15 protein-coding genes and 10 pseudogenes are annotated in these 26540 nt (G+C 61.1%); 12 read left to right on the plus strand and 13 right to left on the minus strand.

All coding sequences use genetic code 11. The annotated features are described in order from the left end of the window. The 3 genes from AB4Z16_RS06110 (at position 1) to AB4Z16_RS06120 (ending at position 2234) form a co-directional block, all read left to right on the plus strand. Entirely contained in the window at positions 1–240 is a 240-nt protein-coding gene (locus AB4Z16_RS06110; RefSeq protein ID WP_441510448.1) for a helix-turn-helix domain-containing protein, read from the plus strand. Positions 241–316: 76 nt separating this feature from the next. After that, positions 317–1501, plus strand: coding sequence for a tyrosine-type recombinase/integrase (locus AB4Z16_RS06115; protein WP_441510449.1), 1185 nt, complete (start codon positions 317–319; stop codon positions 1499–1501). A 10-nt stretch (positions 1502–1511) separates the two neighbouring features. Further along, positions 1512–2234, plus strand: a complete 723-nt coding sequence (locus tag AB4Z16_RS06120; protein ID WP_441510450.1) for a hypothetical protein — start codon at positions 1512–1514, stop codon at positions 2232–2234. A gap of 209 nt (positions 2235–2443) precedes the next feature. Here AB4Z16_RS06120 and AB4Z16_RS06125 read toward each other — a convergent pair whose 3' ends face one another. Further along, positions 2444–3859 (minus strand): phosphomannomutase, encoded by a 1416-nt coding sequence (locus tag AB4Z16_RS06125; protein ID WP_441510451.1) that lies wholly within the window; start codon positions 3857–3859, stop codon positions 2444–2446. Between the two features lie 348 nt (positions 3860–4207). Between AB4Z16_RS06125 and AB4Z16_RS06130 the strand changes: the two genes are divergently transcribed. Then, positions 4208–5620: a mannose-1-phosphate guanylyltransferase/mannose-6-phosphate isomerase gene (locus tag AB4Z16_RS06130; protein WP_441510452.1), complete on the plus strand. Its 1413-nt coding sequence runs from the start codon at positions 4208–4210 to the stop codon at positions 5618–5620. Between the two features lie 532 nt (positions 5621–6152). On the opposite strand, the pseudogene AB4Z16_RS06135 reads toward AB4Z16_RS06130, so the two are convergent. Continuing rightward, positions 6153–6995, minus strand: a pseudogene (locus tag AB4Z16_RS06135) (IS3 family transposase); the annotation flags it as partial. A 65-nt stretch (positions 6996–7060) separates the two neighbouring features. Between AB4Z16_RS06135 and AB4Z16_RS06140 the strand changes: the two are divergent. Continuing rightward, positions 7061–8112: pseudogene (locus AB4Z16_RS06140) on the plus strand (IS110 family RNA-guided transposase). 17 nt (positions 8113–8129) lie between these two features. Here the strand turns inward: AB4Z16_RS06140 and tnpC are convergent. The 7 genes and pseudogenes from tnpC to AB4Z16_RS06175 all read right to left on the minus strand — a co-directional run bounded on the left by tnpC (position 8130) and on the right by AB4Z16_RS06175 (position 16184). Then, positions 8130–9662: an IS66 family transposase gene (gene tnpC, locus AB4Z16_RS06145; RefSeq protein WP_441510453.1), complete on the minus strand. Its 1533-nt coding sequence runs from the start codon at positions 9660–9662 to the stop codon at positions 8130–8132. A gap of 42 nt (positions 9663–9704) precedes the next feature. Further along, positions 9705–10061, minus strand: a complete 357-nt coding sequence (gene tnpB / locus AB4Z16_RS06150) for an IS66 family insertion sequence element accessory protein TnpB (RefSeq protein WP_441510454.1) — start codon at positions 10059–10061, stop codon at positions 9705–9707. Continuing rightward, entirely contained in the window at positions 10058–10504 is a 447-nt protein-coding gene (gene tnpA, locus AB4Z16_RS06155; protein WP_441510455.1) for an IS66-like element accessory protein TnpA, read from the minus strand. The genes tnpB and tnpA overlap by 4 nt, the downstream gene beginning before the upstream one ends. A gap of 327 nt (positions 10505–10831) precedes the next feature. Beyond that, a pseudogene (locus AB4Z16_RS06160) lies at positions 10832–11089 on the minus strand (transposase); the annotation flags it as partial. 408 nt (positions 11090–11497) lie between these two features. Further along, positions 11498–13459, minus strand: coding sequence for a tetratricopeptide repeat protein (locus AB4Z16_RS06165; RefSeq protein ID WP_441510456.1), 1962 nt, complete (start codon positions 13457–13459; stop codon positions 11498–11500). Then, complete coding sequence (locus AB4Z16_RS06170) at positions 13456–15000, minus strand: glycosyltransferase (RefSeq protein WP_441510457.1); 1545 nt, start codon at positions 14998–15000, stop codon at positions 13456–13458. Before AB4Z16_RS06170 ends, AB4Z16_RS06165 begins: the two co-directional genes overlap by 4 nt. Further along, positions 14997–16184, minus strand: coding sequence for a glycosyltransferase (locus tag AB4Z16_RS06175; RefSeq protein ID WP_441510458.1), 1188 nt, complete (start codon positions 16182–16184; stop codon positions 14997–14999). The genes AB4Z16_RS06170 and AB4Z16_RS06175 overlap by 4 nt, the downstream gene beginning before the upstream one ends. Positions 16185–16926: 742 nt before the next feature. Between AB4Z16_RS06175 and gmd the strand changes: the two genes are divergently transcribed. The 4 genes and pseudogenes from gmd to AB4Z16_RS06195 all read left to right on the plus strand — a co-directional run bounded on the left by gmd (position 16927) and on the right by AB4Z16_RS06195 (position 21192). Beyond that, positions 16927–18003: a GDP-mannose 4,6-dehydratase gene (gmd, locus tag AB4Z16_RS06180; RefSeq protein WP_441510459.1), complete on the plus strand. Its 1077-nt coding sequence runs from the start codon at positions 16927–16929 to the stop codon at positions 18001–18003. After that, the gene (gene fcl / locus AB4Z16_RS06185) at positions 17993–18940 is read left to right on the plus strand and encodes a GDP-L-fucose synthase (RefSeq protein WP_441510460.1); all 948 of its coding nucleotides are present in this window, start codon (positions 17993–17995) and stop codon (positions 18938–18940) included. The genes gmd and fcl overlap by 11 nt, the downstream gene beginning before the upstream one ends. Before the next feature lie 125 nt (positions 18941–19065). Next, positions 19066–19754 (plus strand): annotated as a pseudogene (locus AB4Z16_RS06190) (IS630 family transposase); the annotation flags it as partial. Positions 19755–20113: 359 nt separating this feature from the next. After that, positions 20114–21192: pseudogene (locus AB4Z16_RS06195) on the plus strand (IS5 family transposase). A gap of 42 nt (positions 21193–21234) precedes the next feature. Here the strand turns inward: AB4Z16_RS06195 and AB4Z16_RS06200 are convergent. Next, positions 21235–22380: an IS110 family RNA-guided transposase gene (locus tag AB4Z16_RS06200; RefSeq protein WP_441510461.1), complete on the minus strand. Its 1146-nt coding sequence runs from the start codon at positions 22378–22380 to the stop codon at positions 21235–21237. Between AB4Z16_RS06200 and AB4Z16_RS06205 the strand changes: the two are divergent. Then, positions 22340–22426 (plus strand): annotated as a pseudogene (locus tag AB4Z16_RS06205) (transposase); the annotation flags it as partial. The gene AB4Z16_RS06200 and the pseudogene AB4Z16_RS06205 sit on opposite strands and share 41 nt — an antisense overlap. A 271-nt stretch (positions 22427–22697) precedes the next feature. Here the strand turns inward: AB4Z16_RS06205 and AB4Z16_RS06210 are convergent. Continuing rightward, positions 22698–23719, minus strand: a pseudogene (locus tag AB4Z16_RS06210) (IS110 family RNA-guided transposase). Positions 23720–23800: 81 nt separating this feature from the next. Here AB4Z16_RS06210 and AB4Z16_RS06215 point away from each other — a divergent pair. Continuing rightward, a pseudogene (locus AB4Z16_RS06215) lies at positions 23801–23968 on the plus strand (IS630 family transposase); the annotation flags it as partial. Between the two features lie 414 nt (positions 23969–24382). Here AB4Z16_RS06215 and AB4Z16_RS06220 read toward each other — a convergent pair. Beyond that, positions 24383–24606 (minus strand): annotated as a pseudogene (locus AB4Z16_RS06220) (helix-turn-helix domain-containing protein); the annotation flags it as partial. Positions 24607–24716: 110 nt separating this feature from the next. Here AB4Z16_RS06220 and AB4Z16_RS06225 point away from each other — a divergent pair. Beyond that, positions 24717–24827 (plus strand): annotated as a pseudogene (locus AB4Z16_RS06225) (IS110 family transposase); the annotation flags it as partial. A 97-nt stretch (positions 24828–24924) separates the two neighbouring features. On the opposite strand, the gene AB4Z16_RS06230 reads toward AB4Z16_RS06225, so the two are convergent. Then, positions 24925–26433 carry a hypothetical protein gene (locus AB4Z16_RS06230; protein ID WP_441510462.1) on the minus strand — a complete coding sequence of 503 codons (1509 nt, stop codon included), beginning with the start codon at positions 26431–26433 and terminating at the stop codon, positions 24925–24927. Between the last annotated feature and the right edge of the window lie 107 nt (positions 26434–26540).

Here is a 26540-nt window from a genome sequence, read left to right on the forward strand (position 1 = left end):
ATGCCGAATCGCGCGCCTCACCCCGACCTGCCCCTCGTGATGACAGCAAGCGAAGTCGCCGGCCGCCTGCGTGTCTCCAAGGCCACGATCACGCGCCTGGCTCGGAGCGGTGCTCTGCCGGCCATGCCGGTCCCTGGCCGCCTGCTTTTCGTCTCGGATGAGGTCGCGCTCTTCATGAAGCGTGGCCGCAGCATCCCGGCGAAGCCACCCGAGCAGTGCGACGAGTTGCCTGCGCGCTAGCCGGGGCTCGACCAGGCCTCTCTTCCATCCCGATAGCTGTCGTTTCGGCCACCATCTGTGGCCGCGTGGAGGCACTATGCCCGCGACCTACATCACCATCGAAAACTTCGGCGCGTACGCGCTCGTTCGACATCAGAACGGGATCTTCTACATCGCCTGGTACGACCCGGACGTTCAGCAAACTGGGCGCCGCAGCCTGAAAACGAAGGTGAACAGCGCCGCGACCGACCGCGTCAGGCAGCTCAGCGAATTGGGGATGACGGGCGACCCTAGTGCTGCACTGCCAACAAAGCCCGTCCGGACCGTGTTCGATGTCCTCGATGAACACCGGGATTATGTGAAGGGCCTGGCCTCAGTCGAGGCCGCGACGATCCATATTGATCTGATCTGCGCATCCGCCATCGCCAGCAAGCGCGTGGCTGCGCTGACCCTCCGGGATTTTGAGGCACTGCGCGAAGACCGGGTCGCGAAAGGCGCCAAGATCCGCACGGTCAGCCGACGGCTTTCGACACTGCGATCCGCCATCAAGCGCGCAGTCGACAACAAGCAGCTTTCCGCGAAGGACGCTCCGAAGATTCCGGAGTTTCGGACCGCCAACCATGTGCGCACGGCCGAGCCCAAGGCCGACCCCTGCGGCACTGCGGCCCTGGCCAAACTCTACGATGCCACCAACGAGCCCCATCTCCTGCTGTACTGGGCTTTGCTGTTTGCCACTGCGGGGCGCCAATCGTCGGTTCTCGAAGTTGAGGGCGACCAGATCGATCGCGAGCATTCGCTAATCGACCTCAACCCAAAGGGCCGCGTCCAGACGGACAAATATCGCCCCATCCTGCCGATCCAGCGGTCGCTGCAGCCATGGCTGGCTCTTATTCCTCAGGGACGCCTGATCACCTGGCGCGAGAAGCCTGTCGCTAGCGTCAAGACCGGGGTTCAGCGCGCTATCGCCCGCGCCGGCTTGCCCGATGACATCAACAGCTATTCGGTGCGTCACAGCCTTGGCCGCTTCATGACACGCGAGGGCATCGATCCCGGGCAGATCAGCGTTTGGCTCGGACATGTCAGGCCGCCCCAGAACAACAAGACCACCCTCATCTATTCGCCTTTCGCGCCGACCTACATGATCGATGCAAGGAAGGGGGTCGAGAAGTTCGTCGGGGAGATCGCGGCTCAGGCAAAGACGCCGCTGCTGACGCCGCCGGAGGTCGTCAAGGCCTACCTGCAGCGCCTCATTACGATCGAAAAGCGCGACCGCGAAGGCTGAGGCGACAGACATGTTTGCCTTCGTTCGCGCCGCTCCGATCAAGAATGCCAATTATCTGACCGCGATGAGCCGCCATGCCAGGCGTCTCGATGGGCGAAGCGAAATTCGCTGCGATGCGATCGCCGGCACAGCGCTCGTATGGCAACCACCCAACACGCCGCAATTCGAGGACGGGCGCGACTACCGCTCCAACCTGCACCTGCATCTGCACGAGCACAGTGCCCATATTCGCAAGCGTGCGGCCCTCGGCCTGCATCTACTCGTGGGCGTTTCGCCAGCATGGGTGGAGGAAACAGGGTCACTCCACGCCGTGGACAATCCCCGCAACGTCGCGCTCTTTGACGAGGCGCTCGCCTGGGTTGAAACTTGGGCCGGCGGGAAGTCAATCTTCGGTGCCCGGTTGGACCTCGACGAAGCCGGCGGCGCGGTCGCCGACGTTTTCTGCGCCCCGCTTTTCGAGGAAGCCCACAAGAGCGGTAGCAGGCGCGTCTGCGTCAGCATTCGCAAGGCACTCGCCTGTCTCCAGGGCTCCCATGGCACCACAAAATCCTACGTCGCGCTTCAAAGCTCCTGGCACGCCTGGGCCGAACGCGCCCTCGATCAGCGCCTTCGGCGTGGCGAACCCGTGTTGCAGACAAAACGGCGGCATCTTTCGGTCCAAGCGTTCAAGAAACTGATGAAAGCCCAGAGCCTTGAAGTGGAAGCGAACGAGCCTTTCGGGTTTCGTGCCTGAAGAACGCGCCATCAAGCGCAGCGCTCAGCACCATTGTGATCGGAGATGCGGAGATTATCGGGATTAGGCAGCCGCGGCTCGGGCTACCCAACGGGCTTTCGCGGCCCGCGTTGCCGGGTGCTTAGCCGAATAGCTCTTTCGCGCCGTGCACATCTTCTGCCGACGGGACGTCCTTCATCATCGAACCCCGCCGCCCGGTTCTCGGTCCGTCAACGGGTCTGAGCGGCGGCGAAGGCGAGGTTCTCGGCTAGCAGCGCTTCGGCGAGGGCCGGCGTGGCAGCCTCCACATAGACGCGCAGCTCGGGGGCATTGCCTGACGCCCGGAAATGCACCGTGCCGCCATCCGCCAGCGTCAGCCGCAGACCGTCGCTGCGATCGCGGGCGACCACTCCGCCATGGCCGGAGAAACTGTCGTTGCGAAACGCCGCGTCGTCGGCATCGAGCCTGGTGATCAACGCGGCGGTGCGATCCTGGGGGATCTCCTGGAGCCGGTTCGACAGCGCTACGGCGAAGCCGGCCTCTGTCGCGATTTCGCTCAGATGCTTGCCCTGCCTTGCCTTGAGAGCCAGGGTCGACAGGATCGGGAGCATCGCATCGCGCGTCGGCAGGGCCGCCAGCACGCGTCCATCGCGGGTGACATTCGAGCCGAGCAGCACACCGCCATTGGCTTCGAAGCCGACGACGACCGCTGCGCCCTCGTTTGAGGCCTGTTCCATGCCTGCGATGACATAGGGTGAGCCGACGCGTGTGCGAACCACGCGCGCGAACAGCCCCGGCCGGTCGAGCGCGGAATTCGAGGTGACGGGGGTTACGATCGCGTCGGCCCCAAGAAACCGTGCAGTCAATGCGCCGACGAGATCGCCGCGCAGGAAGGTTCCGCGTTCATCGGCGACAAGGGGACGGTCCGCATCGCCATCCGTCGAGACGATGGCATCGAGCCGCTGCTCGGCGGCCCACTGCCGCGCCAGGGCCTCGTCTTCAGGACGCAAGGCTTCGGTATCGACGGGGATGAAGCTGTCGCTGCGTCCCAGCGGCAGAGCTTTCGCGCCGAGCGCGGCCAGAACCTCGCAGATCGCGTCCCGGCCGACGGAGGAATGCTGGTAGACCCCGACGGTCAGCCCCGCGAGGGCCGAGCTGCCGAAGAAATCCGCATAACGGGCTTGGTAAGCCGTCAGCGCATCATAGGGGGCAGCCTTGGCCTGCAGGGTGGGCATCGCGCTCAGGCCAAGCCGGCCATGCCAGGCCAGGATCTGTGCCTCGTCGGCCTTGTCGATTTCACCCTGCGCCCGATAAAATTTCAGCCCGTTGCGATCATCGGGAATATGGCTTCCCGTCACCATGATGGCAGCGCACCCACGCGTCATCGCGGCCAGAGCCAGCGCCGGTGTCGGCAACGCCCCGCAGTCGACCGGAACGAGGCCCGCATCCGCGATCGCCTGGGTGGCCTGCGCGGCGATGAGCGGGCTCGATGAACGCAAGTCCCGCCCGATCAGAACTTCTCTTTGCGTCTCGTCGTCCTCGCGGAGCACGGCGCAGAAGGCGCGAACATGGCTGTAGGTCGGCAGGCCGACGAGTTCGCTGACAAGGCCGCGCAGGCCGGAGGTTCCGAATTTCAGGCTGGTCATGTGAGGCCGATCGTCCCGAGCTCGAACGCTGTTCAAGGATGGAGGTGACGCAAAGGCACCGGGGCGCCATCCGGAGTTCGAATTGTGCGTAGCGCCAACGACGATCGAAGGGAAGTCGTACAGGCGGTGGCCACGGGCTATCCGGGCAATCGTTCGTACTTACTGACGTTCTTATCTAGCTTAATATGGGCATAGCAATCCGCTCTATCTGAACGACAATGACGGCAACCTGATGCCTGCAAGCCACAAACCGGAGCGAAAGCCATTCAGATTGCGCCTTCTCTATAGAATGAAGGGCGGACTTGATGTACGGACGTTGACGTAGAGCTCCACATAGGTCTGCAGCCCATGCCTACAAGAATTATACCTGTCATCATGTGCGGTGGTGCGGGTTCTCGGTTGTGGCCCGTCTCCCGGGACACGATGCCGAAGCAATTTATTTCTCTGTTCGGAAGGGAATCGACTTTTCAGCGCGCGATGGCACTGCTCGCCGATGAAAAGGTCTTCGCCTCCGCGATCGTCATCACCAATACCGAATACCGCTTTACGGTCCAGGAACAATTGCTTGCCATCGGCGCGACCGCTCAGATCGTGCTTGAGCCAACCCGTCGCGACTCGGCCGCTGCAGTTGCCGTAGCGACGGAACTCGCGCTCGCGCGAGACCCTGACGCAATCGTGGGCGTGTTCGCAGCCGACCATGTCGTCCAAGACGGCTCCCAGTTCGTTGAAACCTGCCGGCAAGCCGCGGCGGTCGCGGCACAAGGACGCATTGTTACGATCGGCATCGCGCCGACCCATCCGGCGAGCAGCTATGGCTATATCCGCCTCGGTGACGACATTGGAGACGGCGCCCGCGAGGTAGCCGCGTTCGTCGAAAAGCCGGACGAGGCACGCGCCACCCAGTACTTGCTCGACGGATATCTCTGGAACTCGGGTAATTTCATCTTCGATGCGGCCACGATGCGCAACGAACTCGAGGCTTTCGAACCCGAAGTCCTTCATCCGGTTGTCGAAGCCGTGGCACGGGCCAAAACCGATCTCGATTTCGTTCTGCTTGACCTCGCCGCCTTCGGCCAAGCCAAGAAGATCTCGATCGATTATGCCGTCATGGAACGGACCAAGAAGGCTGCGGTCGTCTCGGGCAAGTTCGGTTGGTCAGACGTTGGTGCCTGGTCGGCAGTCTGGGACCTTTCTGACAAGGACGCCGACGGCAATGTCGTCGAGGGTCGCGGCTATGTACTCGACGGCTCGAATAATCTCGTCCGGTCGGAAGATGCGCTTGTCGCCGTGATCGGCCTCGATGACATCGCGGTGATCTCGACACGCGACGCCGTGCTTGTCGCTCCGAAGGCCAAGGCCGACAAGGTCAAGGAAATGGTTGCCTTGATCACCGCCAATGGCGAGTCGGAAGCGGGCGCTCATCGCGAAATTCAGAGGCCTTGGGGAAAATACCTCTCCGTCGATATGGGTTCACGCTATCAGGTCAAGCGCATCACGGTGAAGCCGGGCGGTGTGCTATCCCTGCAAAAGCACTACCACCGCGCCGAGCATTGGGTTGTGGTACGCGGCACAGCCGAGGTGACGCGCAACGGCGAGATCATCGTCGTGCATGAGACCGAGTCCATTTACCTGCCGATCGGTTGCGTCCACCGGATGGCAAATCCCGGGAAGATTCCACTTGAGTTGATTGAAGTTCAGGTCGGATCCTATCTCGGCGAGGACGACATCGTTCGCATCGAGGATGTCTACAGCCGCGTGTAACGCCACCGAAACACACGCGGTCACGGGCGGCCGAGCGGACGACGGGCTGTTGCCTGAGCTAGCCTTCCGACGTGGCCAGCGATCCGGAAGAAGCACGACCAACCGACGGCACTCCAGGCCGCAGACGATCATGCGGTCGGGGTGATTGCGCCGCTAGGTGAAGTGGCAGCCGCGACAGTAGGGCGGTTCATCTCAACATGTTTGCACAGTCCTGGATGGATCGGAACTCCACAAACACCGCGCCTGTCGGGCCGTTCCACATATGAGTGGGGCCATTTCCGGGTCGCACCTACGCTGGTCCGCTTTGTAGTGGACGGTGAGCCAGGAGATGACGCGGGGGAGACAATCGGCCGGGTTACACGGGATATTTCTCCAGAAGTGACCTGAGACCCTTTTCTCCTCCGGTCTGAGGGAGAGTCCTGAGTTTCGTTGATCCGAGACCATTTGCTGGACCGTCGGAGGCTGGAGTTTCCGGCCTTCTGATCCGAGACCATTTGCTGGAGCGCCGGAGGCTGGAGTTTCCGGCCTTCGATCACGGCGGTGAGCTGGGTGTCCCGCCGGGATTCTGCAACAGGATCGGTGGTTTGTTGCCGATGGCCACGTGCGGCCGATCCTCGTTATAATATCTGACCCAAGCCTCCATCTTTTCGGCCGCATCTGCAAGCGTCAGGAACCAGTGCGTGTTCAGGCACTCGCTGCGGAAACGGCCGTTGAAGGCTTCGATGAAGGCATTGTCGGTCGGCTTTCCCGGGCGGGAGAAGTCGAGCGTGACGCCCTTGGCGTAGGCCCACAGGTCGAGGTCGCGGCTGACGAACTCGGAACCCTGATCGACACGGATCGTCTTCGGATAGCCAAGTTTCGCGCAGACCCTTTCCAGCGTGGCGACGACGTCCTCGGCCCGGTAGCTGAAGCGGGGATCGGCCGCCGGCGAGAAGCGCGAGAAGGTGTCAACCACCGTGAGAACCCGAATCTTACGCCCGGTGTCGAGCTGATCATGAACGAAGTCCATCGCCCAGACATCGTTCGGCCGCGTCGCCGGCGCGCGGTCTTCGCGCAGCTTCGCCTTGACCCGGCGCTTGGGCGTCTTGTTCTTGAGCTGCAAGCCTAACTCATTGTAGATCCTCCGAATCCGCTTCTGATTGACAGGCCAGCCCTCGCGTCGCAGCAGCACGTCGACACGACGATAGCCATAGCGAACGCGGGTCTCGCAGATCGCCTTGATCCGGGCTGGCAAGGGGGCCTGGTCAGGCCGGCAGGATTTGTAGTGGTAGCTCGACGTGTCGAATTCCAGGACCGCACAGGCCCGTCGGATCGACACCTGCCACTCGCCACAGATCAGGCCGACGAGCTCGCGCTTGCGACCAGGCCTCAGAGCTAGTGGGATGGTCCGCTCCGTCTCCCACCGTCATGCTGTGATGATCCAGGAGGAGGAGGAGAGTCATGAGCCAGCACCAGTCTTGTGATGCCACCGTCTACGGTGTCGATCTCGGCAAGAACATCTTCCACGTCGTCGGCGTGGATCCGAGCGGCCAGCTCCTTCGGCGGATGAAGTTCCGCCGCGAGACCTTGCTGGCGTTCTTCGAGCGGGCAGCGCCAGCCCTCGTCCGCATGGAAGCCTGTCCTGGCTCGCAGTGGCTCGCGCGCAAGCTCCAAGGTCTCGGCCATCGCGTGCGCATCATGCCAGCGCAGTTTGTGAAGCCGTATCTGAAGTCGAACAAGTCTGACACGCTTGATGCCGAAGCGATCGCTGAGGCGGTGACACGCCCGTCGATGCGGCTCGTCGAGGTCAAGGCAATCGAGCAGATCGACGTCCAGTCTTTACATCGCGTGCGGGACCAGATGGTGATGCAGCGCACGCGGATGATCACCCAGATGCGCGGCTTCTGTCTCGAATACGGTGTCGCCATCCGGCAAGGCGCCGGTGTCTTCAAACTTGATCTGTCGCGTGTCGTGGCCGATCAGGAAAACGATCTATCGCCGGCGATGCGCCGATTGCTGACAGGCCTGTTCGAAGACCTGGGACGCCTCGAAGGTCGGATTGCCGAGATCACACGCGAGATCGAAGCGCTGGTTCAGCGGGATGACGTCGCCCGGCGGTTGATGACTGTGCCTGGCATCGGTCCTCTCGGCGCCAGCGCTCTCCTCGCGGCAGTCGGCCGCGGCGTCCAGTTCAGGAAGGCGCGCGACCTCGCAGCCTGGCTCGGGCTCGTGCCGCGGGAACACTCAACCAGCGGCAAGCAGACCCTGCTGGGGATCAGCAAGCGCGGCAACGGCTATGTCCGACGCCTGCTGATCCACGGCGCACGGTCCTGTCTGATGCATCTGGATCGGACACGCCACGCCCTCGGGGCCTGGCTCGATGCGCTGGAGCAGCGCATGCACATCAACAAGGTGACTGTCGCCTGGCCAACAAGATCGCTCGCATCGCGTGGGTGATCATCCAGAAGCCGGGTGCGCTCTACGAACGACGCGATCCTGCGTTCATGCCGTAGAAGCGTAAGCGTCGTCCTCAGGCCACGTCCCTGAGAACGGCCTGAGCCGGATAGGCCCATGGCAGCAGTTCATCGATGCGGCTGTTGGGATGGCCGCTGACGATCCTGGCGATGACGTCGGCGAGATAGGCGTGCGGCTCGACGCGGTTGAGCTTTGCGGTTTCGACGAGCGAGGCGATGACGGCCCAATGCTCCGCACCGCCGTCGGAGCCGGCGAAGAGGGCATTCTTTCTGGTCAGGGCCAACGGCCGGATCGAGCGCTCGACGGTGTTGGAGTCGATTTCGACGCGACCGTCATCGAGGAAGAGGCTCAAGCCCTGCCAACGCGAGAGCGCATAGCGGATCGCCTCGGCGAGCTTCGTCTTCTGGCTGATCAGGCTGAGCTTCTCGCGCAGCCATGGCTCCATGGCCTCGAGGATCGGCCTGCTCTTTTCCTGGCGCGCGACCCGACGTGCATCGGCATCATGGCCACGGATCGCGGCTTCGATGCGATAGAGCTCGGCGATGCGCTGGAGGGCTTCGCTGGCGATCGGAGCGGGGCCGGACTGAGCGAGCTCGTAGAAGCGTCGCCGCACATGCGACCAGCACAGGGCCAGGCGAACCTCGTCGCGTTCGGCCAACACCTTGTAGCCGCCGTAGCCGTCGACCTGGAGGATGCCGCGGAAGCCGGCGAGATGAGCGATCGGCCGTTCCGCCTTGCGGTCGGGAGCATAGACATAGACGACGCCGGGTGGATCGGCGCCGCCCCAGAGCCGGTCGTCGCGGGCATAAGCCCAGAGCTGGCCCGTCTTCGTCCGGCCCCGGCCGGGATCGAGCACAGGCGCCGTGGTCTCGTCCGCGAACAGCTTGGGCGAGCTCTTCAGCGCCGCCAGCATCCGTTCATGCACGGGCCGCAACAGAAAGGCGGCGCGCCCGACCCAATCGGCCAGCGTCGAGCGATCGAGCACGACGCCCTGGCGCGCATAGATCTGAGCCTGACGATACAGCGGCAGATGATCGGCGTATTTCGAGACCAGCACCTGGGCGACCGTCGCCTCGGTCGGGATCCCGCCCTCGATCAACCGGGCCGGGGCCGGAGCCTGCACCACGACGTCCTCGCAGGACCGGCAGGCATATTTCGGGCGGCGCAGCACGAGCACACGGAACTGGGCCGGCACGATGTCGAGGCGCTCGGCTACATCCTCGCCGATGCGATGGAGCTTGCCGGAACAGCAAGGACAAGTGTCGCTCTCGATGTCGACTATCATCTCGATCCGCGGCAGATGCGGCGGCAGCGCGCCGCGGTTCGCGCGGCGCTGGCGAGCCCGGGTGGCCTTCTCGGCCGGCGCTGTCTCCTCGGACGCCGCGAACGCGGCGGCTTCGACCTGCTCGGCCTCTTCCAGTCCCAGCAGAAGCTGATCCTCCGGCAAGGTCTCGGCCCGGCGGCCGAAGCGGTGCCGCTGCAACTCCTTGATGATCTGGCGCAGGCGCTCGATCTCCGCTTCCCGCGCGATCAGCATCGCCTGAAGCGTCTCGGGGTCACGGGGAAGCTCTGGCGGGAGCGCGGCCATGACGCCGATTCAATCATATTCGTCAGATGCTTGCGAGCGCTTTCAGCTCGCCGTGACCGGTGCCGCCGCCCGCTGCGGTTCATGGACCCGGCGCCAGTCCAATCCTTCGAACAGGGCCTGAAGCTGGGCCGCCGTCAGCCGCAGGGCTCCGCCCTCGATCTTGGGCCAGCGGAACTCGCCATCCTCCAGACGCTTCGAGACCAGCACCACGCCGGTGCCGTCCCAGAACACCAGCTTCACCCGGTCCGGGCGCTTGGCGCGGAACAAGTAGACCGTGCCGGAGAACGGGTCGGCGCCCATCGTCTCGCGAACCAGCGCGGCCAGGCCCTCGGCGCCCTTGCGGAAGTCAACCGGCTTCGTCGCCACCATGACGCGGACCGCGCCGGTCGGGCCGATCACGATCCGGCCTTCAACGCGCCGAGCACCGCCGCGATCGTGGCCGGCGACGCCCCGTTCTCGATCGTCACCCTGACACCGGCGACGTCGATCTCTATGGCTGCCGCGCGGCGCTGCCGAGTGCGCCGCTTCGAGCGTGACGTTGGCGCCGACCGCTCCGGTGCGACGGCAGATTCCGACGCGACCACCGCCGGCACGAACGCGGGCACCGTATCCGCGGCCTTGCGTAGTTCGCGACGCCAGGTGAACAATTGCTGCGGCGACAAGGCATGGCGGCGCGCGACGGCGCTCACCCTCGCGCCAGGCTCGAAGCTCTCCGCCACGATCCGCGCCTTGTCCTCGGCAGACCAATCCCGCCGGCGCCCCGCGCCCGTGAAGACCTCAAACCGCCGAACCGGCTCGTCGATCTCGACGCTCGATTTAAGCGTAAGCTCTGAAATCGTCATATGTCCAAGCCCTCCAGGCTCGGAACATCAACGTTCATGCCCCATCCCGAAAGGTGGGGCCGGGACGCCGCTTACGTAGAAGCACCCGGGAAGCAGATTGTGAGGCCGGGAGAATGATGACGAGACAGTCGATCGGCATGCCGTAAGCCCTTCGGTCGAAAGCGGGCTCCGCGCCCGAACCAGCTTAGTGGGAACGGCATGCGCGCATCTCATCATGGCCTGGTTGCAACAGCAGGCCACTCGCGAGAGGCCGGATACATTTACGCAAACTGTCGATCGTCAGCAGACCCCCAAATCGCCTTGCAATGACGGAGCGGACCATACATTTCGGCGGATAACGTCCTGCAGCATCTCGCGGTCCAAGGCGAGATCGGCGACCAGCTTGCGCAGCTTCGCGCTCTCGTCCTCGAGCTGCTTCAGCCGGCGCCTCTCAGCCGGCAGAAGCCCCTCGTACTTCTTCTTCCAATTGAAATAGGTCGCCTGGCTGATCCCGGCCCGCCGGCAGATCTCCGCCACCGGAATCCCGTCCACACCCTGCTTCAGGATGAACGCCTTCTGCGCGTCCGAAAACTTCGAGTCCTTCATCGCTTTCCGCTCCTCCCAGCCCAAGGGAACCGACACGGAAAACTCTAACCCAAAGCGATCCAGTTTTAGGGGCTCAGATCAGAAGCTCTCGAACCGGGAGACTGCGCGCTGCATTCGAATGTCACGTAAGGCGATTGAGGTGCCGGAAAACACCTTTCGTATGATCGTGAGATCCAGCCGACGCGAAGCTCGGCGCTCATGTAGCGCCGTTGGGGGCACTGCTTGCGGCCGACGACCGCGCCGCGTCCGGAGGCTTGACCCCGATCGCCATTGCAAACTGAGCTTCGATGCCTGAAGACTTGCATAGCCCCTGAGCCCCAAAATGGGGTCAGGACCACGCTCAGGCATCCACGCACAATAGGCAGTTTGCGCAGCGGAGTAGCAAGGTCGGCTCGTCTGCGCCGTGCGTTATTCGACAGCGTGAGCTTGCGCTTGCGCCCATTGCCGAAGCCTTCGCAGGACAGGCACTTTGCCACTCGAAGCGCGGTCAAGAAATTCAAACCACAACTTGTCTTCGTCAACGGGGTAAGCAATCAGGCCTCCAATATAAATGCTCGCGTCAACAAGTTGGTCGCCGTCCGTCACTCTAGGTCGCACGAGTATGTTCACGACATCGCTGCACAGATCCTGCATTTCGATATCGATGGACAGCCAGCCCCAGCCCTCCCCAGGGAGGGAGGTAGTTACAGTCGATGTTCTCGATCCGCGTGTTGCTTCAATCGAGAACTGGACGCGACCGGGCGCCGAGGTCGCAGCCAGAATTGTGAAACGCATGGTACCAAGGGCCAGGAAGGGGCGAGCAATCATGAGCTGTGCGCCTTCGCTAAGCACCTCCGAACCGTGGACTTCCGGCGGTGCCCAAGCCCCGTAACGCAATGCAAGGCCATCACCACTGGAGGCGAAGGAATAGAATTGACCTAGCTTAAAGGTGGGCCCACGATTACCTAAGGGTTGGCTGGTGATACCGTTAAGTCGCGCTGAGAGACTTTGCGTCCAGCGACCCAACTGATGGTTGCTCGGCGTCGAGCGTTGGCCAACGGCAGCCCAGGCTGTTCCGAGACCGGCCGCGAATGGGACGTAGGCGTCAATCTCGGCTCCGAAGAGACTGTAGAGGTGCGGGGAAGGTTCGGCGAGTATCGGCGCTCCCGCGTCCGATGCGAGGGCTACCCACTCGCGAGCATTCGCATGTCCTGCAAGCACGAGAATGCTTCGGGCGGTGGCCAGCAGGGCCAGCCCTTCTACCTCGTCTACAATCGCCGCTCCTTCCATCCCCGGCGGAGTGGTGTCGCCGCTTGAGACAAAAACGAGGGAGCCTTCTGGTTGAATCTGCCGATGCATCTCAACCAGAGAGCGAGTCAAATTAGCACATGAGGGCAGTAGCGCGATATCGGGACCTGCGGTCATATGATCGCCGGGCGTCCTCCTCGTTAAAGTTCGCAAGAGGCCGAGCGGCTCAACGTCACGTACAAGGTTTCGTGAGTGTAGCCATGCACGCAAAATTTCAGCGTCTAAGGCTGTATCGGTCAATATTAGATTTGACCTCTCAAGCAACGCATCGAGATACGTGGCCCTGACACGAAATTCAGGACAGTCCCCGGAATGAGAGCGAGCCGCTTCTGGCAAATATAGAACAAGTACGATACGACGGTCTTCCAGTATCACGTCGGTCGCGCGATCGAGTGGCGGCGTGTCGAGCGCGAACAGGTCCGGAATGGTTATGACCACCACGGCGTTATGCGTGGTGGTCAGCGAGCCGTTGTTGTCTACGCGCTCTAACGGCGCGGCAACGCCGCGTCGCTCAAGCTCCGTCATTAGTTTCTTGTTCCAGGCTCTGACAACCGCGCTGTTCCCGGCACCTTTCGCGGACGCAGGCCATAAAACATGCCATAGTGTGCGGGCTGGTTTGGCGAGAGTGTCATCCACCTTGCGGAGCAGGGGAGCAAGATCGCTATCAACGGCGTTGAGCGCTCGTAACTCCTTAAACGCATCCGCCTGCGCGGGGGGCCATAGGGCAGCTCGGCCGTACCACTCAATCGCTTCCAACCGTCGGCCGAGCAGTTTGGCAGCATGGCCGATGTGGAGGGCCGTGTCGGAATTTATCGGATCGACCTCAATCGCGCGCAGGTAGGCATTGAGCCCTGCCTCAATATCGCCACTCTCCTTGAGAGCATGCCCGTACTGCACGAGGATCTGCGCGTTCACGGGCTCTGTGGCAAGCAACCTGCCATATAGCACTGCCGCGTCGGCCCAGCGTCGCGCATCGCGCGCCTTGTCAGCCTCAGCGAGGAGCCCCCCTTCTAGCCCCTTAGTCGTCAACACGTTCGTTACGCGCAGCAATTCACGGACGATGCCCTTCCGCCGCGCCATCATACGAGCTCGATCTTTTTAATGCCGAGGCTAACGGGCGCCTCATTGCCGAAAACAAAACTCTTCGCGTTGACAATAAGCGAGAGCTCGTTGTCCCGTTTCATGGCCTGCGGTGGGATTGGATACTCCATCACGCCTCCTCGACTGTCAAATCGGGAAATGCGAAGCGTGCATCCATTGAGCATGAGGCAATGTCCGGTGTCGGCGTTCGCGTCGGGCGGCAACGTATAGTGCAGGCGGAGCAGTCTCGTCGCACCTAGTTGCGGGTCTGTTCGAAACCCGATCGCAATGCTCTCGCCAAGCACCCAAGCATGCCCCTCGGCATGCAGCATTGCGCCCTCTAGCACATAGCGGCCGCTTGCTAGCGCGGCAGCGTCCATGCGATTCTGATCGATCCATGTCAGTTCCGGCGTCTGGTCGAGGCGCCCCTGTGGTGGAATGACGCCGTCGGGAGCAAACCGACCCGCTGCATCCAGCCGGCCTTCAAGCGGAACCGCGCTCATTCGCTCAACGAGAAGCGCACTCGAGAGAAGGAAACTGCCATAAGTGTCGAGGCCGCCCAGGTAAGATCGGACCAAGCTGCCGCCGAATACGTCGAGATCGACGTCGGAGACCGCTTCAGGCTTCGGAATCTGCTCGATGAATTCGAGCAGATCGAGCTCCGAAGCCACCCATTTTGCATGGCCGCTGACGGCGGTGTGCCATGCCATTTCGCCCATTGCAGCAGCGCCGCCAAAGTCTGCGAGGCCTACATGATTGATATCAAAGAGCACGCCATTGATCCAATTCGCGACGTACTCGTCATGCGTTGGCGCATCTTTCGCCACTACCAGCATGCCCCGCGCGAACCCTTCAAGCATCGCCATACCGATACCCTCACTCTGTCGCGGGGCGATCAGAACGTTGGATCGCGTTAGCAGTTGGTCGAACTCCGCCCGGCTCTGGAACCAGTGTGAGGTGGTCAATTCGTAGCCGTGCAGGCTACGTCGCATGTAAGGTGTCGTGTCAACCTTGGGATCGTCGGGCTCGTCATGGATGTGTACAGCCTGTAGCTGGTCGCCGAACAGTCGCTCTACCAAGGAGAGATTGATTCCCTCCTCCGGCCGGCGCTGCCAAAGCATCACCCTGAGGCCATCATCGAAGCGCGCTCGCTCGGCTGCCGGCACAGGTGGCAGAAAGTATTTCACTAACTTGCTTCCACAGCCCAAGAGCGTCATACGGTCATGCAAGCGACGGCTAAAATTTACAAAGCGTGCCTGTGAAGACAAAAGCCAATGAAGGTCCGGCATTAGCGCGGAGCCATCATACATGGGCACAACAAGAGTCCTGATACCGCGAGCTAATACGAGCGGAGCGAGAAAATCCATCTGCCAAAGAACCGCGACATCGAATTCATACACGATATCTAGTGAAAGAAGCTCTTCCTTAACATTTGGATTTACGTAAAGGCGTTCAACTGAATGTCTGCTGGCGAGCAAATCGAAGAAGAAATCACTTGAGCGCGTCTTCTTATGAAAAGAATGGTCAATGAATATAATTTTCACAACGTTGCTCCAAGCCAATCCGTGTAGCCACTTGCGACGTCAGTAAGAAATCTTGCGCGGCCACGCCGGGCACGTGCCTCGATGTTTTCCACCGGGAGGCGAGAGAATTCGAGGATCACATCTGCCACTTCAGAAACGCTCTCGACCACCCGGCCCAGGCGGTACCAGGCTATTTGTTCCGCGAATGCCGTTCCCGCAAGGGTCACGATAGGCCGCCCGAAGCACACAGCCTCCATCATAGCCGCTGAACCGCGCAACTCGTAGATTGTACGATCGTATGGCAACAAAACAAGACTGCATCTTTTGAAGTGCTCTAGCATCGTCTCGTCCGATATTATTGCTGGCAGCAGATCGACGCCTGGAATGGCATAAAGCTGTGAGATATAATTCTGATTGTGTTGCGCATCGCGGGGGTTGAGTGATTGGGTGCTGAAACGAACGTTCAGCATTCGGTCACGCTTGCGAACCTCAGAGAAAATGCTCAGTAAATGTGAGAAACCCTTGTCGTACCTCGCGGAGCCTGGGCAGAAGACCTCAAAGGGTCCGAGCTGTGGCACCGGCAGAGCATCATGAACGTCAGGATATGGAGTGGTAACAACGAGATCGTTGAGCAATTCCGACAGCCGCTCGGCAAGCTTTGGAGTTTCGGCACTGAATGACATCCTGACGCCTGCGCTGCGCGCATCGATGATCCTGCCGATTAGTTCGGCCTCAGCGTTACGGTAAAATTTAGACGCCCCCTCCATCACGGCAATAAAGCGGATCAGTATGCGCGGCCACTGTTCTTGCTGCCGCTGGGCCAGTGCGTTAAGGAAACCGATCGCACCGTAGAAGTCGACGCTGGGGAACACAACGGTGTCCTGCTCACCCACGCCAAAGGCCTCAATAAGGCGTATTGCGTCGGCGGTCGCAATCGCCTCCAACTCGTCGACATATTGGCCGCTGGGCCTCTTTTTTGCCTTGGAGTCCGTGGAGGAGCCGGGCAATTTTAGGAAATCATGATAATAAAATTCATAGAATGGGATGAAGTCGTGTTTTTCGACAAGCCCTGCCGGCAAATGCTTGCAGCAAACGGCGATCACGTCCGTAAAGTAATTTCGGAGAGCGCGCTTGAACAGGCTAAGCTGCACCGCGTTGTGCCCAAAAGGCTGCGCACAAACGGGATCGCAGATGAGTACCCTCATTCCATTTATCCTTTGAGCTTGCCTGCAACGCCGGTCGACCCCGCGCTAGATCAGGCAGTTGCCAGAGTTGTGGGCGAGTGTCCACAATGATAATTGCCACGCTGTCGATGGATTTTTTTCGGGCGTTGTCGCCAGCAAAATCATCTGGCCGTCAACCGAGACCACCGCGTCCGAAGCCACGTTCGCGTCCTGCCAATGGGTGGCCTAGCAGTCTCCGTGGGCGCCTCAGCGCTCGCTTCAATGAAAAGGGCGATCATGCCCTGCGTGCCTTTCGTCTGGAATATCAATCTCGCACCATTTTCCTTAGCCATTGCCACACGGCAAACCGTGGCCTGCAGCTTTTCCCAGCCACGCTTGCCGTCAGGCGCAACCGAGCAGGCTGAATTCCTTGGTGCCATTGAGACCGTTGCCATTTTCGCGACAACTGAATGAAAGCGGACAGACTGACGGCAATGCTAACATGTCGCGGTCGATTTTACTAAGATAAACTCTCGATAGAATCAGATTTATCGTATTTAAACTGCGATTTTCTAAAAATAAGCTTAGCAATACAAAACAGCCATCCACATTAACTGCACGATGCAGAGCGCGCGATTTTTAACTGCCGACTAGCTTGGCAATGCCAGACTGTCAATCTCAGGGGCAAATTACCTCACTGACCTGCTCACTGATGTGGAGGGGCCCGGTATTGACATGATCAGGCCCGTAGGCGATGCGGATCAGCGGAAGTCTGGAGGACGGTATGGACTGGTCTGGGGTTGGTAAAGTCGCGCTCATCACTGGTGTAACGGGCCAGGATGGCGCGTACTTATCGGAACTTCTGCTTGAGAAGGGATACATCGTCCACGGCATCAAACGCCGTTCGTCCTCGTTCAATACAGGGCGGATCGAGCACCTTTACCAGGACCCCCACGAGAAGAATCCGCGCTTCATCCTGCACTATGGCGACATGACGGACTCGACCAATCTAATTCGCATCGTCCAGGAGGTCCAGCCCGACGAGATCTACAATCTCGCTGCTCAGAGTCATGTGCAGGTCTCATTCGAGACGCCGGAGTACACCTCGAACGCCGACGGGACCGGAACGCTTCGCCTGCTGGAGGCGATCCGCTTGCTCGGCCTGACCAAAAAGACGCGCTTCTACCAGGCTTCGACCTCGGAACTCTACGGCAAGGTCCGGGAAATCCCGCAGAGCGAGACGACGCCGTTCTATCCTCGAAGCCCCTATGCCGCGGCCAAGCTCTATGGCTACTGGATCGTGGTGAACTACCGCGAGGCCTACGGAATGCACGCCTCGAACGGCATCCTGTTCAACCACGAGAGCCCGCTGCGCGGCGAGACCTTCGTCACCCGCAAGATCACGCGCGCCATCGCAGCGATGCATCTGGGTTACCAGGACAAGCTCTATCTCGGTAATCTCGACGCCAAGCGCGATTGGGGCCATGCACGCGAATATGTCCGCGGCATGTGGCTGATGCTGCAGCAGGACCAGCCCGACGACTATGTGCTCGCCACTGGCGAGACCACGATGGTCCGCGATTTCGTGGCGCATGGCTTCAAGCAGGTGGGTGTCGACATCGCCTGGCAGGGCGAGAGCGCCGACGAGAAGGGCCTCGACGCTAAGACCGGTAAGGTTCTGGTCGAGATCGATCCGCGCTATTTCCGCCCGACCGAGGTGGATCTGCTGATCGGCGACCCGACCAAGGCCCGGACCAAGCTCGGCTGGAAGCACGAGACCAAATGGCAGAAGCTCTGCGAGGAAATGGTCGCGTTCGATCTCAAAGTTGTCCAGCAGGAGCGTCGCCGCAATGCCGAGTGAGGCTGGTTTCGATCTGACGGGCAAGCGCGTCTGGGTCGCGGGGCATCGCGGCATGGTCGGAGCGGCACTGGTGCGCCGCCTCCAGAGCGAAGCGTGCGAGATCGTCACGGCGGGCCGGGACGATGCCGACCTGCTGCGGCAGGACCAAACTGAGCGCTGGCTCATGAAGAACAGGCCGGACGTCGTGATCGTGGCTGCGGCCAAGGTCGGCGGCATCCTCGCCAATGACAGCTTCCCGGCCGATTTCCTCTACCAGAATCTGATGATCGAGGCGAACATTATCGAAGCCTCGCGTCATGCCGGGGTCGGCAAGCTGCTCTTCCTCGGCTCGAGCTGCATCTATCCGAAGTTCGCGCCACAGCCCATCCAGGAGAACTCGATCCTGACCGGGCCTCTGGAGCCGACCAACGAGTGGTACGCCATCGCCAAGATCGCCGGCATCAAGCTGGCCCAGTCATACCGCAAACAGTATGGCTGCGACTACATCTCGGCGATGCCGACCAATCTCTATGGGCCGGAGGACAATTTCGACCTCCAGTCCAGCCACGTTATGCCGGCGCTGCTGCGCAAGGCTCACGAGGCCAAGCAGCGCGGCGACAAGCAGATCACGATCTGGGGCACGGGGACGCCGCGCCGCGAGTTCCTACATGTCGACGACTGCGCCGACGGGCTGGTTCATGTGCTGAAACATTATTCCGGCTTCGAGCACGTCAATATTGGGTCGGGCGAGGACGTGACGATCCTCGAATTGACCGAGGCGGTCTGCGAGGTCGTCGGCTTCAAAGGCGAGATCGTGAAGGACACGAGCAAGCCCGACGGGACGCCGCGCAAGCTGATGAGCGCGGACCGGCTGCGAGCCATGGGGTGGGTGCCCAGGATCGGGCTGAAGGATGGCATCGCACAGACCTATCAATGGTTCCTCGAAAATCGCGGCTGAGAGCCCGCCTCAAGCGGGATGATCGATGCTCTAAATCTAGAGCGCGTCCTGCGTTTGATGAATCGAATGTGAAGTGACGGCGCGGCTGGTCGGTGATTCAACGTCCATCTCAATGGAGGTGGATGATGGGCAGGGCGCTGAGTGGGGATCTCCGGTTGCGGGTGCTGAATGCGTCAGCGGATGGCATGTCAGCGCGGCAGGCTGCGGCGCGGTTCGGGGTCGGGGTATCGAGCGCGATCCGCTGGATTGCACGGGCGAGGATCGGCGAACTGCCACCACGCCCGCAGGGCCGTCGCCGCAGCTCGAGCCTCGATGCGCATGAGGCCTTTATCGTCGGACTGATTGGTGGGCAGAAGGATATCACGCTGAACGAGATGGTGGAGCGGCTGGCCGCCGGACCGGCGGTGCGGATCAGCCGCAGCGCTTTGAGCGCCTGGCTGCGCGGCCGCGGCTGGACGTTCAAAAAAAGTCCGCGCATGCACTGGAGCAGGAGCGACCGGACATCCTGAAGCGACGGCGGAACTGGTTCGACGGCCAGCCCGATCTCGATCCCGCGAGGCTCGTCTTCATCGACGAGACCGGCCTCTCGACCAAGACGGCCCGTCTTCGTGGGAGAGTGCCCCGCGGCGAGCGCTGCCGGGCTGGCGTTCCGCACGGCCATTGGAAAACCACGACCTTCACCGGCGCGCTCCGGCTTTCCGGCATGACCGCGCCTCTCGTCTATGACGGTGCCATGAACGGCATCGTCTTCCTCGCCTATGTCGAGCAGGTGCTGGTCAAGACCCTCGCTCCGGGCGATATCGTCGTCATGGACATGTGTGGACGCCCCCTGTGGAGCAAGTAGAATCTTGGGAGGTGAATGGCGTGCGGATCGGGTGCTGACATGTGTCCGGCCTCTGATGCGGCCATGACATGCCGCGGGCCCGTATGGGAGTTCGCGGATCGGGTCCAAAACAATCTGGCGCGCTCGAAGCGCTTGTCCATGAACTGGCTTACCCGATCCTGTCTCACGACCGTTGCGCCATACTCTCCTTCGACCTCAGCCTGCTCCACGGCACCCAACGACCTCGACGGCTTACGCCGCCACGGCCGGAGCTGGACACCCGCAAGAACCTACCGCGGTTGGTGATTTCGTGATTCACTCGTCCATGGTCGCGGGATGCGAGAGGGACGATGGAACAGCGGTCGTTTTTCGGGTTGTCGGAGCATCTTGAGCGGCTGAGTGCGATCGGCGATCCGCTGGAAACGCTCGAAGCGACGATCGATTTCGAATATTTCCGCGGCTGGCTGGTCGAAGGGCTCGGCTACGGCGACGGAGCCAGGGGCGGGCGTCCACCCTTCGACCCGGTCTCGATGTTCAAGGCGCTGATCCTGCAGGCGCAGCACAATCTGAGCGACGCGAAGATGGAGTTCATGATCCGGGACCGTCTGTCCTGGATGCGCTTCCTGCGCTTTGATCTGGCGGGCCGACACCCGACGAGAACACGATCCGGCACTTCCGCAACAGGTTGACCGAGACCGGCACGCTGCGGCGCGTGATGAAGGCCTTCGACTGGCAACTGCAGAAGAAGGGTTACATTCCGATGTCGGGTCAGATCGTCGATGCCTCCCTCGTGCCGGCGCCCAAGCAGCGGAACACGGATGGGGAGAAAGAGGCGATCAAGGCTGGCAAGACCGCGAAGGAGATCTGGCCCGATGAGCCGAACAAGGCGGTGCAGAAGGACGTCGACGCGCGCTGGACGCTCAAGATCGGCGGCAAGATCCGGTATCGGCCGGACGGAACGCCCTTGCCGCAGATCGCCTTGCCGGTGTTCGGCTACAAATCCCACATTGCGATCGACCGCCGTTTCGGCTTCATCCGGGAAAGTGCGGTTACTTCGGCCGCGCAGGCGGACGGGCGTATGCTGCCGCGGCTGGTGACGACGCAGAACACCTCTTCGGAGATCTGGGCTGACAGCGCCTATCGCTCGCAGAAGAATGAGAAGTGGCTTTCCGCGAAGATGCTGGTCAGCCGGATCCACCGTCGCAAGCCGCCGGGACGGCCGATGCCGGCCCATGTCGCGCGCGCCAATGCCGGCAAATCGGCGATCCGGGCGGCGGTCGAACACGTCTTTGCCCACCAGAAGAACAGGTTCGGCCTGTTCATCCGCACTATCGGCCTGGCACGGGCCGAAGCGAAACTCACCCTGGCCAACATCGCCTACAACTTCGACAGGCTGATCTTCCATGAGCGCGCCGGCGCCAGGGGATAAATCTGTCTGGAACCCGCCAAAATGTCGGAAATCGGCCACCGATCAAGCAGTGCGAGGCCGATCTGCGCTCCCAAGATACCGACTATCGCCGCGCTCGCCAAAACCAGCCGGTTCTTGCGGGTGTCCAGCTCGATAGACCCCACCATGGGCGAGAAGCGCCCAGACCGTTCGGGCCATTTTGTTGGCAAGTGCGACCCGCACCAGCATTGGCGGTTTACGCGACATCATGCTGGCCAGCCATGTTCCTGGCGTTGGACCCTTGCGAGAAGCCCAGCCGGCAACTGCGCTCGCGCCGATGATGAGTAGACGCCGAAGCGTTCGTTCTCCCATCCGGGAGGTCCGGCCCAGCCGTTCCTTGCCACCGCTGGATCGCTGAGTAGGCGTGAGCCCCAGCCAGGCAGCGAAGTCCCGCCCTCGCCGGAAGGTCGCGGTCGATGGCGCAAGCGCAACCAAAGCCGTCGCGGTGATCGCTCCGATTCCGGGTATGGTCATCAACCGCGTCGCTACCGGGTCCTCCTTGGCGCGGCGCACGATCTCAGCGTCAAGTTGGAGAACTCGCTCGTCGAGTGCCTGCATCTCGGCAATGAGCACACCAAGCACGATGCGCGCCGGCACGGGAATACCAGAGGCCGGATCCCCCACGATGGTGATCAGCTTGGCAACATGCATCGGGCCCTGCGCCACGATCATGCCGAACTCGGTCATGTGTCCGCGAAGCGCATTGATCAGCTGGGTTCGTTGCCGGACCAGCAGGTCCCGGGTACGAAACACCAGCGCTGAGGCTTGCGCCTCTTCGCTCTTCACGGGCACGAACCGCATGGTGGGGCGCTGCGCCGCCTCGCAGATCGCCTCGGCATCTGCCATGTCGTTCTTTTGCCGCTTCACGAACGGTTTTACGTAGGCGGGTGCAATCAGCTTCACCTCGTGACCAAGCCGTCCGATCTCGCGTGCCCAATGATGCGCACCGCCGCAGGCCTCCATCGCGACCGTGCAGCGACTGCTCCAGCGCGATCGGCACCATGTATCTGAAAGACGTGCTTCGCCAGATCCAGCCCGATTGTGATAATCTGTCCCACGGACGCCTCCTTGGTGGTCTGCAACACCACCACTTTGGCACACAGATGCCGGTGGGGGCGTCCACCCCATCAATCTCCCCGCCCACAAGGCCGCGGGCGTCCGCGAGGCCATCGAGGCCGCCGGCGCGAGGCTCCTTTACCTCCCGCCCTACAGCCCGTGTGTGGATGCCCCCTGCGGGTCAAGGCGATTCTGCGGCGCTGTTGTCGAGAGCACGGGTGCGGTCATGTGTCCGGCCTCTTATGCAGCCAGGCTGGCCGCGGGCCCCGATGAGTTACGTGGTGCAGGCGCCTAATCAGACTTGCGCGCTATGATTGCGCGGGGGCTGTATCGGTCTGGCCTGCATCCGGCTCGCCGGTCTCTCAACTCATCGCCGCTTCAGCACCTTGGCCCTGCCGGCCGCGGTCGCCGGGCAGCTCTTTACCAGCCGATCAGGTGGCTGCAGGTGTCCTGTAACTTCCTCCTTTTGCGAGCAGCGCCCAGGCGATCCGAGCCATTTTGTTGGCCAGCGCCACTGCCACGACCTTGAAGGGCCGACGCGTCAGCAACTCGTTGAGCCAGCCATTGCTCCCTTTGGTCCGCCGCGCATATTGCAGTCTTGTCATGGCGCCGCGGATCAACAGCGTACGCAACATCGTGTTGCCCTGTTTCGAGATTCCGCCGAGGCGCTCCTTGCCGCCGCTGGAATGGGGACGCGGCGTCAGGCCGAGCCAGGCGGCGAAGTGTCGACCGGAAGCGAAACCGCGCGGATCCGACACCATCGCAAGCAAGGCACTGGCCGTGATCGCGCCGACACCCGGAATTGTGACAAGACGCTTTGCTGTCACATCAGCTCGAGTCCGGCGGACCAATCCCGCCTGCAAACGCTCGATCCGCATCTCCAGGGCCTCGAGTTCCCCGGCCAGCTCCATAAGTGCAGCGCGCGCGGGCCCCGGCAATCGATGGTCGTCTCGGTCGCGAATGATGGTGAGCAGCTCGACGATTTTCCAGATGCCCTGCGCCGCGATGATCCCGCACTCGGCAAGATGTCCTCGCAACGCATTCGCCACCTGCGTGCGTTGGCGCACCAGCATGTCGCGGACCCTGAGTTCGACCAGCCCTGCCTGCTGCGCCTCGGTCTTGGGCGAGACAAAGCGCATGGTCGGGCGTGTCATCGCTTCGCAGATCGCCTCGGCGTCAGCCGCGTCGGTCTTGCCACGCTTTACGTAGGGCTTCACGTAGGCTGGCGGCATCAAGCGCACGTCATGCCCAAACCGGCCGAGCTCCCGCGCCCAGAAATGCGAACTGCTGCACGCCTCCATGCCGATCAGACAAGGTGGTAGAGCCGCAAAGAAGCCGAGCATCTCGCCGCGACGGAGCTTTCGACGAAGTACGATCTGGCCTGCGATATCGATGCCGTGGACTTGAAACAGGTTCTTAGCCGATCGAGCCCGATCACAGCAATATTGTCCATAGTGCCCTCCCGTCCTCTGAGTTCGCCGCCGGCCACGTTACGGCTCGAGGCTACCGCTGAGCAGGGGGCATCCACCCATCAGACTTCAATCCGATCGAGAACGCCTTCTCCAAGCTGAAGGCAATGCTGCGCGCCAAAGCCGAGAGAACAATCCCAGCCCTCTGGGACGCGATCGGCGCCGTCATCGACCGCTTCACGCCAGCCGAATGCGCAAACTATTTCGCCGCTGCTGGATATGAACCAGATTAAACAGGACGTGCTCTAGGTAAGCGCCAAGGGGATGCCACGTGGCGGGACCGGCTGCCAGTGAAGCCTGCCAGATGCTACACGACGCAGTCGCCGCCGCGGCCATGGTCCGGACCCGTTTAGTGGCTCAGGGGGAATGCAAATTTTCAAGCATTGAAAATTTGGTTTGCAAAGGCGCGCGGGTCAAGTCGCAGACTCGCCTGGATGCGCTGCGAGCGCGGATCCATAACTGTCGTTTTGTGTGAGATCGCCTGCAATGTTGGGTCTGACGCAATCTCGCTGACGTCTGGGATCATTTCGCGTCGATAAGACGGGCCTGGAGGAGATCGATCTTCCCGCGGCCGTACATCTGGCGTTTGACGAGCTTGAGACGGGTCATCTGGCCCTCGGTTTGACCGTTTGGCCCTTCGAGCGGATGTCCTTCAGCCCCTCGGGGCCGTGCTCGTTGAACCGGTGGACCCAGTCGCGCAGCGTCTGGCGGTCCGTGCCGCCAATCCGCGCCGCCTGCGCCCGATCCATGCCATCAGAACAGCCGCCAGCGACAAAAGCCGCCGGCCCTGGTTGGCGTGCCGGGATCCAGCCGCGAGCCGGCGCAGATCCAAGGCCAAGTAGTCCGTCCCAAGCTTCACCGCAGCAGGCATGGCGCGAATCCTCCTCGCGCCCATGGAATCAGCGAAACCGACCGTCGAAAAGCCCTCGTGAGTCAGCCTCAGCGGCCGTTGGTATCAGTTCAAAATACCAGGCGCTCATCGCGGCAGGGAAGCCTCCAAAGCTCGCCATCCCCGCCGTCATGCGCAAGCTTCTCTTGCTCGCCAACGCTCTACTCAGAGACAAACGCGCCTGGAAGCCCAAAGCCGCTTGATCAAAACGGATACTCCAACCCAAAGCGATCCAGTTTTAAGGGCTCAGATCAGTGTGCTCTGGTGGCCGTGCCTTGGATTCGACGATATCGGGATTTGTTACTCAGCGCTACGCCAGGGCCACCACCCCCCGCGCTTGTCGGCATCAAAAGATTTGAGCCGTTGAGCAAGTTGATCTCTGGCTGCAATGGCCTCGTCCAACTCTGCTTGGATCGCCGTGATCTCTTCGGTCAGTCTGGCGGCGTGATCGATTAATTTTTTTCGCTCCGATGACAGAGTTGCAATCTGCTTGGTTACTTCAGCCAAGGCGGAATCCTTTGCGGCAATTGCCTCTCGACTTGCGATATCCAATCGAACGACGAGAGCGTCGCGCTCAGCGGTCAGCTCCTCGATCCGAACCTGCAGAATAGCGCATTCGGCCGATGCAACAACGTGATCAGCAGCTTGACGATCAGCAGCTTCTTGCGTGGCTCGCTGGATGGCATCTCGCGCTCTGCCGAACTCGACCTGGAGCCTATCCACCTCGCTCTGGGCGGCATTGCAGCGATCGGTTAGATCCGCCACAGTCTTCGCCTGGATCGAATGTAGGCCGCGGGTGAAAAATTCATGCCGCTCCCATTCGCTAAGCGCCTCTTCGGCTGCCCTCTCAGCAAATTGATGAGCTCTCTCGGAAATCCCGAACTCGCCCATGATTTTAGTCATCTGCTGAATCGTGTCGATCAGAACAGAGCGCGAAATTACCGGCAATGAGACGTATCCGAAGTCGAGCTTTGCATCACCTAGGTCGACGGGAGACAGGACCAGTTGCGAAAGCTGATCGGCGGCCTCCCGGTTGAGTTGGGGGTCAGAAGCAATCTTGGTCGCGTTGATCGTCAAATCTGCGGCATCATGGCCAACAGCTGCAAGATAAACATGCATCAAAAGAAATGTATAGAAGAGCTCAATGCAACTGCCCGAACTTTTTCGGGCATGAAACCATTCAGATACATTTCTTAAAAACGGATCTTGACGAGATCTATATAGCGTCTTGTCGATCGTATCTATAAAATAATTATTTCCAAGCATAGATTGCTGACAATAAGACGCCCATTGATGAAAAATATTTCTGTATAAAAATACAACCCTAAAATCAAATACCTTCTTGATGGCCTTTGCTCTTCCCAGCGCCCGCGTGCATGTCAACACCGGTATCTTTCTGCATCTTCTTGCGTGCTCGATCAGGCGCGCAATGTAGTCTACCTCTGACGAGGAGAGCTCTCCGTCGACACCATCGAGCGGGATAAACCGCTCAAAGGCCATCTCGGGTAAATATCCGTCAACCCCGCCCCCGTCTTTGAGAAGTGGCAGAAATTCAACGAAGTATGGAGCAGACAATGGGTGTTTTGACTGCCAGCTTGACGCCGAGATTTGAACAGCTTCCCTGGAGCTGATTGTTGACAACGCCTCATGAAAAATTTCGCAATAGGCCATTGCGTTCGCCGAAGATCTTATCTTCAGCCAGAGCCAAGTACTAGAAGTCCTGAAGCTTGACACAACAAAGATTGGTTTCTCTGATAAAAAATCAGCAGAATGGCCTGAATGCGCAATCGAGTTCGTCAGCAAGCTCATATTTGAATCCGACACCACTCCAACCTCCCAGCACTTTTGCTATAGAGAAAGAGCACTGCCCTTCCATGGACGGCCGCCAGCCGCGACGCAACAAAGCCCCTAGCGTC

Source organism: Allobosea sp. TAF32 (genome assembly GCF_052113585.1).
Taxonomy (GTDB): Bacteria; Pseudomonadota; Alphaproteobacteria; order Rhizobiales; family Beijerinckiaceae; genus Allobosea.

Excerpts from the sequence above, each read along its gene's own strand:
- AB4Z16_RS06110 (WP_441510448.1), top strand. The coding sequence starts at position 1 with ATGCCGAATCGCGCGCCTCACCCCGACCTGCCCCTCGTGATGACAGCA.
- AB4Z16_RS06115 (WP_441510449.1), top strand. The coding sequence starts at position 317 with ATGCCCGCGACCTACATCACCATCGAAAACTTCGGCGCGTACGCGCTC.
- AB4Z16_RS06120 (WP_441510450.1), top strand. The coding sequence starts at position 1,512 with ATGTTTGCCTTCGTTCGCGCCGCTCCGATCAAGAATGCCAATTATCTG.
- AB4Z16_RS06125 (WP_441510451.1), bottom strand. The coding sequence starts at position 3,859 with ATGACCAGCCTGAAATTCGGAACCTCCGGCCTGCGCGGCCTTGTCAGC.
- AB4Z16_RS06130 (WP_441510452.1), top strand. The coding sequence starts at position 4,208 with ATGCCTACAAGAATTATACCTGTCATCATGTGCGGTGGTGCGGGTTCT.
- tnpC (WP_441510453.1), bottom strand. The coding sequence starts at position 9,662 with ATGGCCGCGCTCCCGCCAGAGCTTCCCCGTGACCCCGAGACGCTTCAG.
- tnpA (WP_441510455.1), bottom strand. The coding sequence starts at position 10,504 with ATGACGATTTCAGAGCTTACGCTTAAATCGAGCGTCGAGATCGACGAG.
- AB4Z16_RS06165 (WP_441510456.1), bottom strand. The coding sequence starts at position 13,459 with ATGATGGCGCGGCGGAAGGGCATCGTCCGTGAATTGCTGCGCGTAACG.
- AB4Z16_RS06175 (WP_441510458.1), bottom strand. The coding sequence starts at position 16,184 with ATGAGGGTACTCATCTGCGATCCCGTTTGTGCGCAGCCTTTTGGGCAC.
- gmd (WP_441510459.1), top strand. The coding sequence starts at position 16,927 with ATGGACTGGTCTGGGGTTGGTAAAGTCGCGCTCATCACTGGTGTAACG.
- fcl (WP_441510460.1), top strand. The coding sequence starts at position 17,993 with ATGCCGAGTGAGGCTGGTTTCGATCTGACGGGCAAGCGCGTCTGGGTC.
- AB4Z16_RS06200 (WP_441510461.1), bottom strand. The coding sequence starts at position 22,380 with ATGGCCTCGCGGACGCCCGCGGCCTTGTGGGCGGGGAGATTGATGGGG.
- AB4Z16_RS06230 (WP_441510462.1), bottom strand. The coding sequence starts at position 26,433 with ATGAGCTTGCTGACGAACTCGATTGCGCATTCAGGCCATTCTGCTGAT.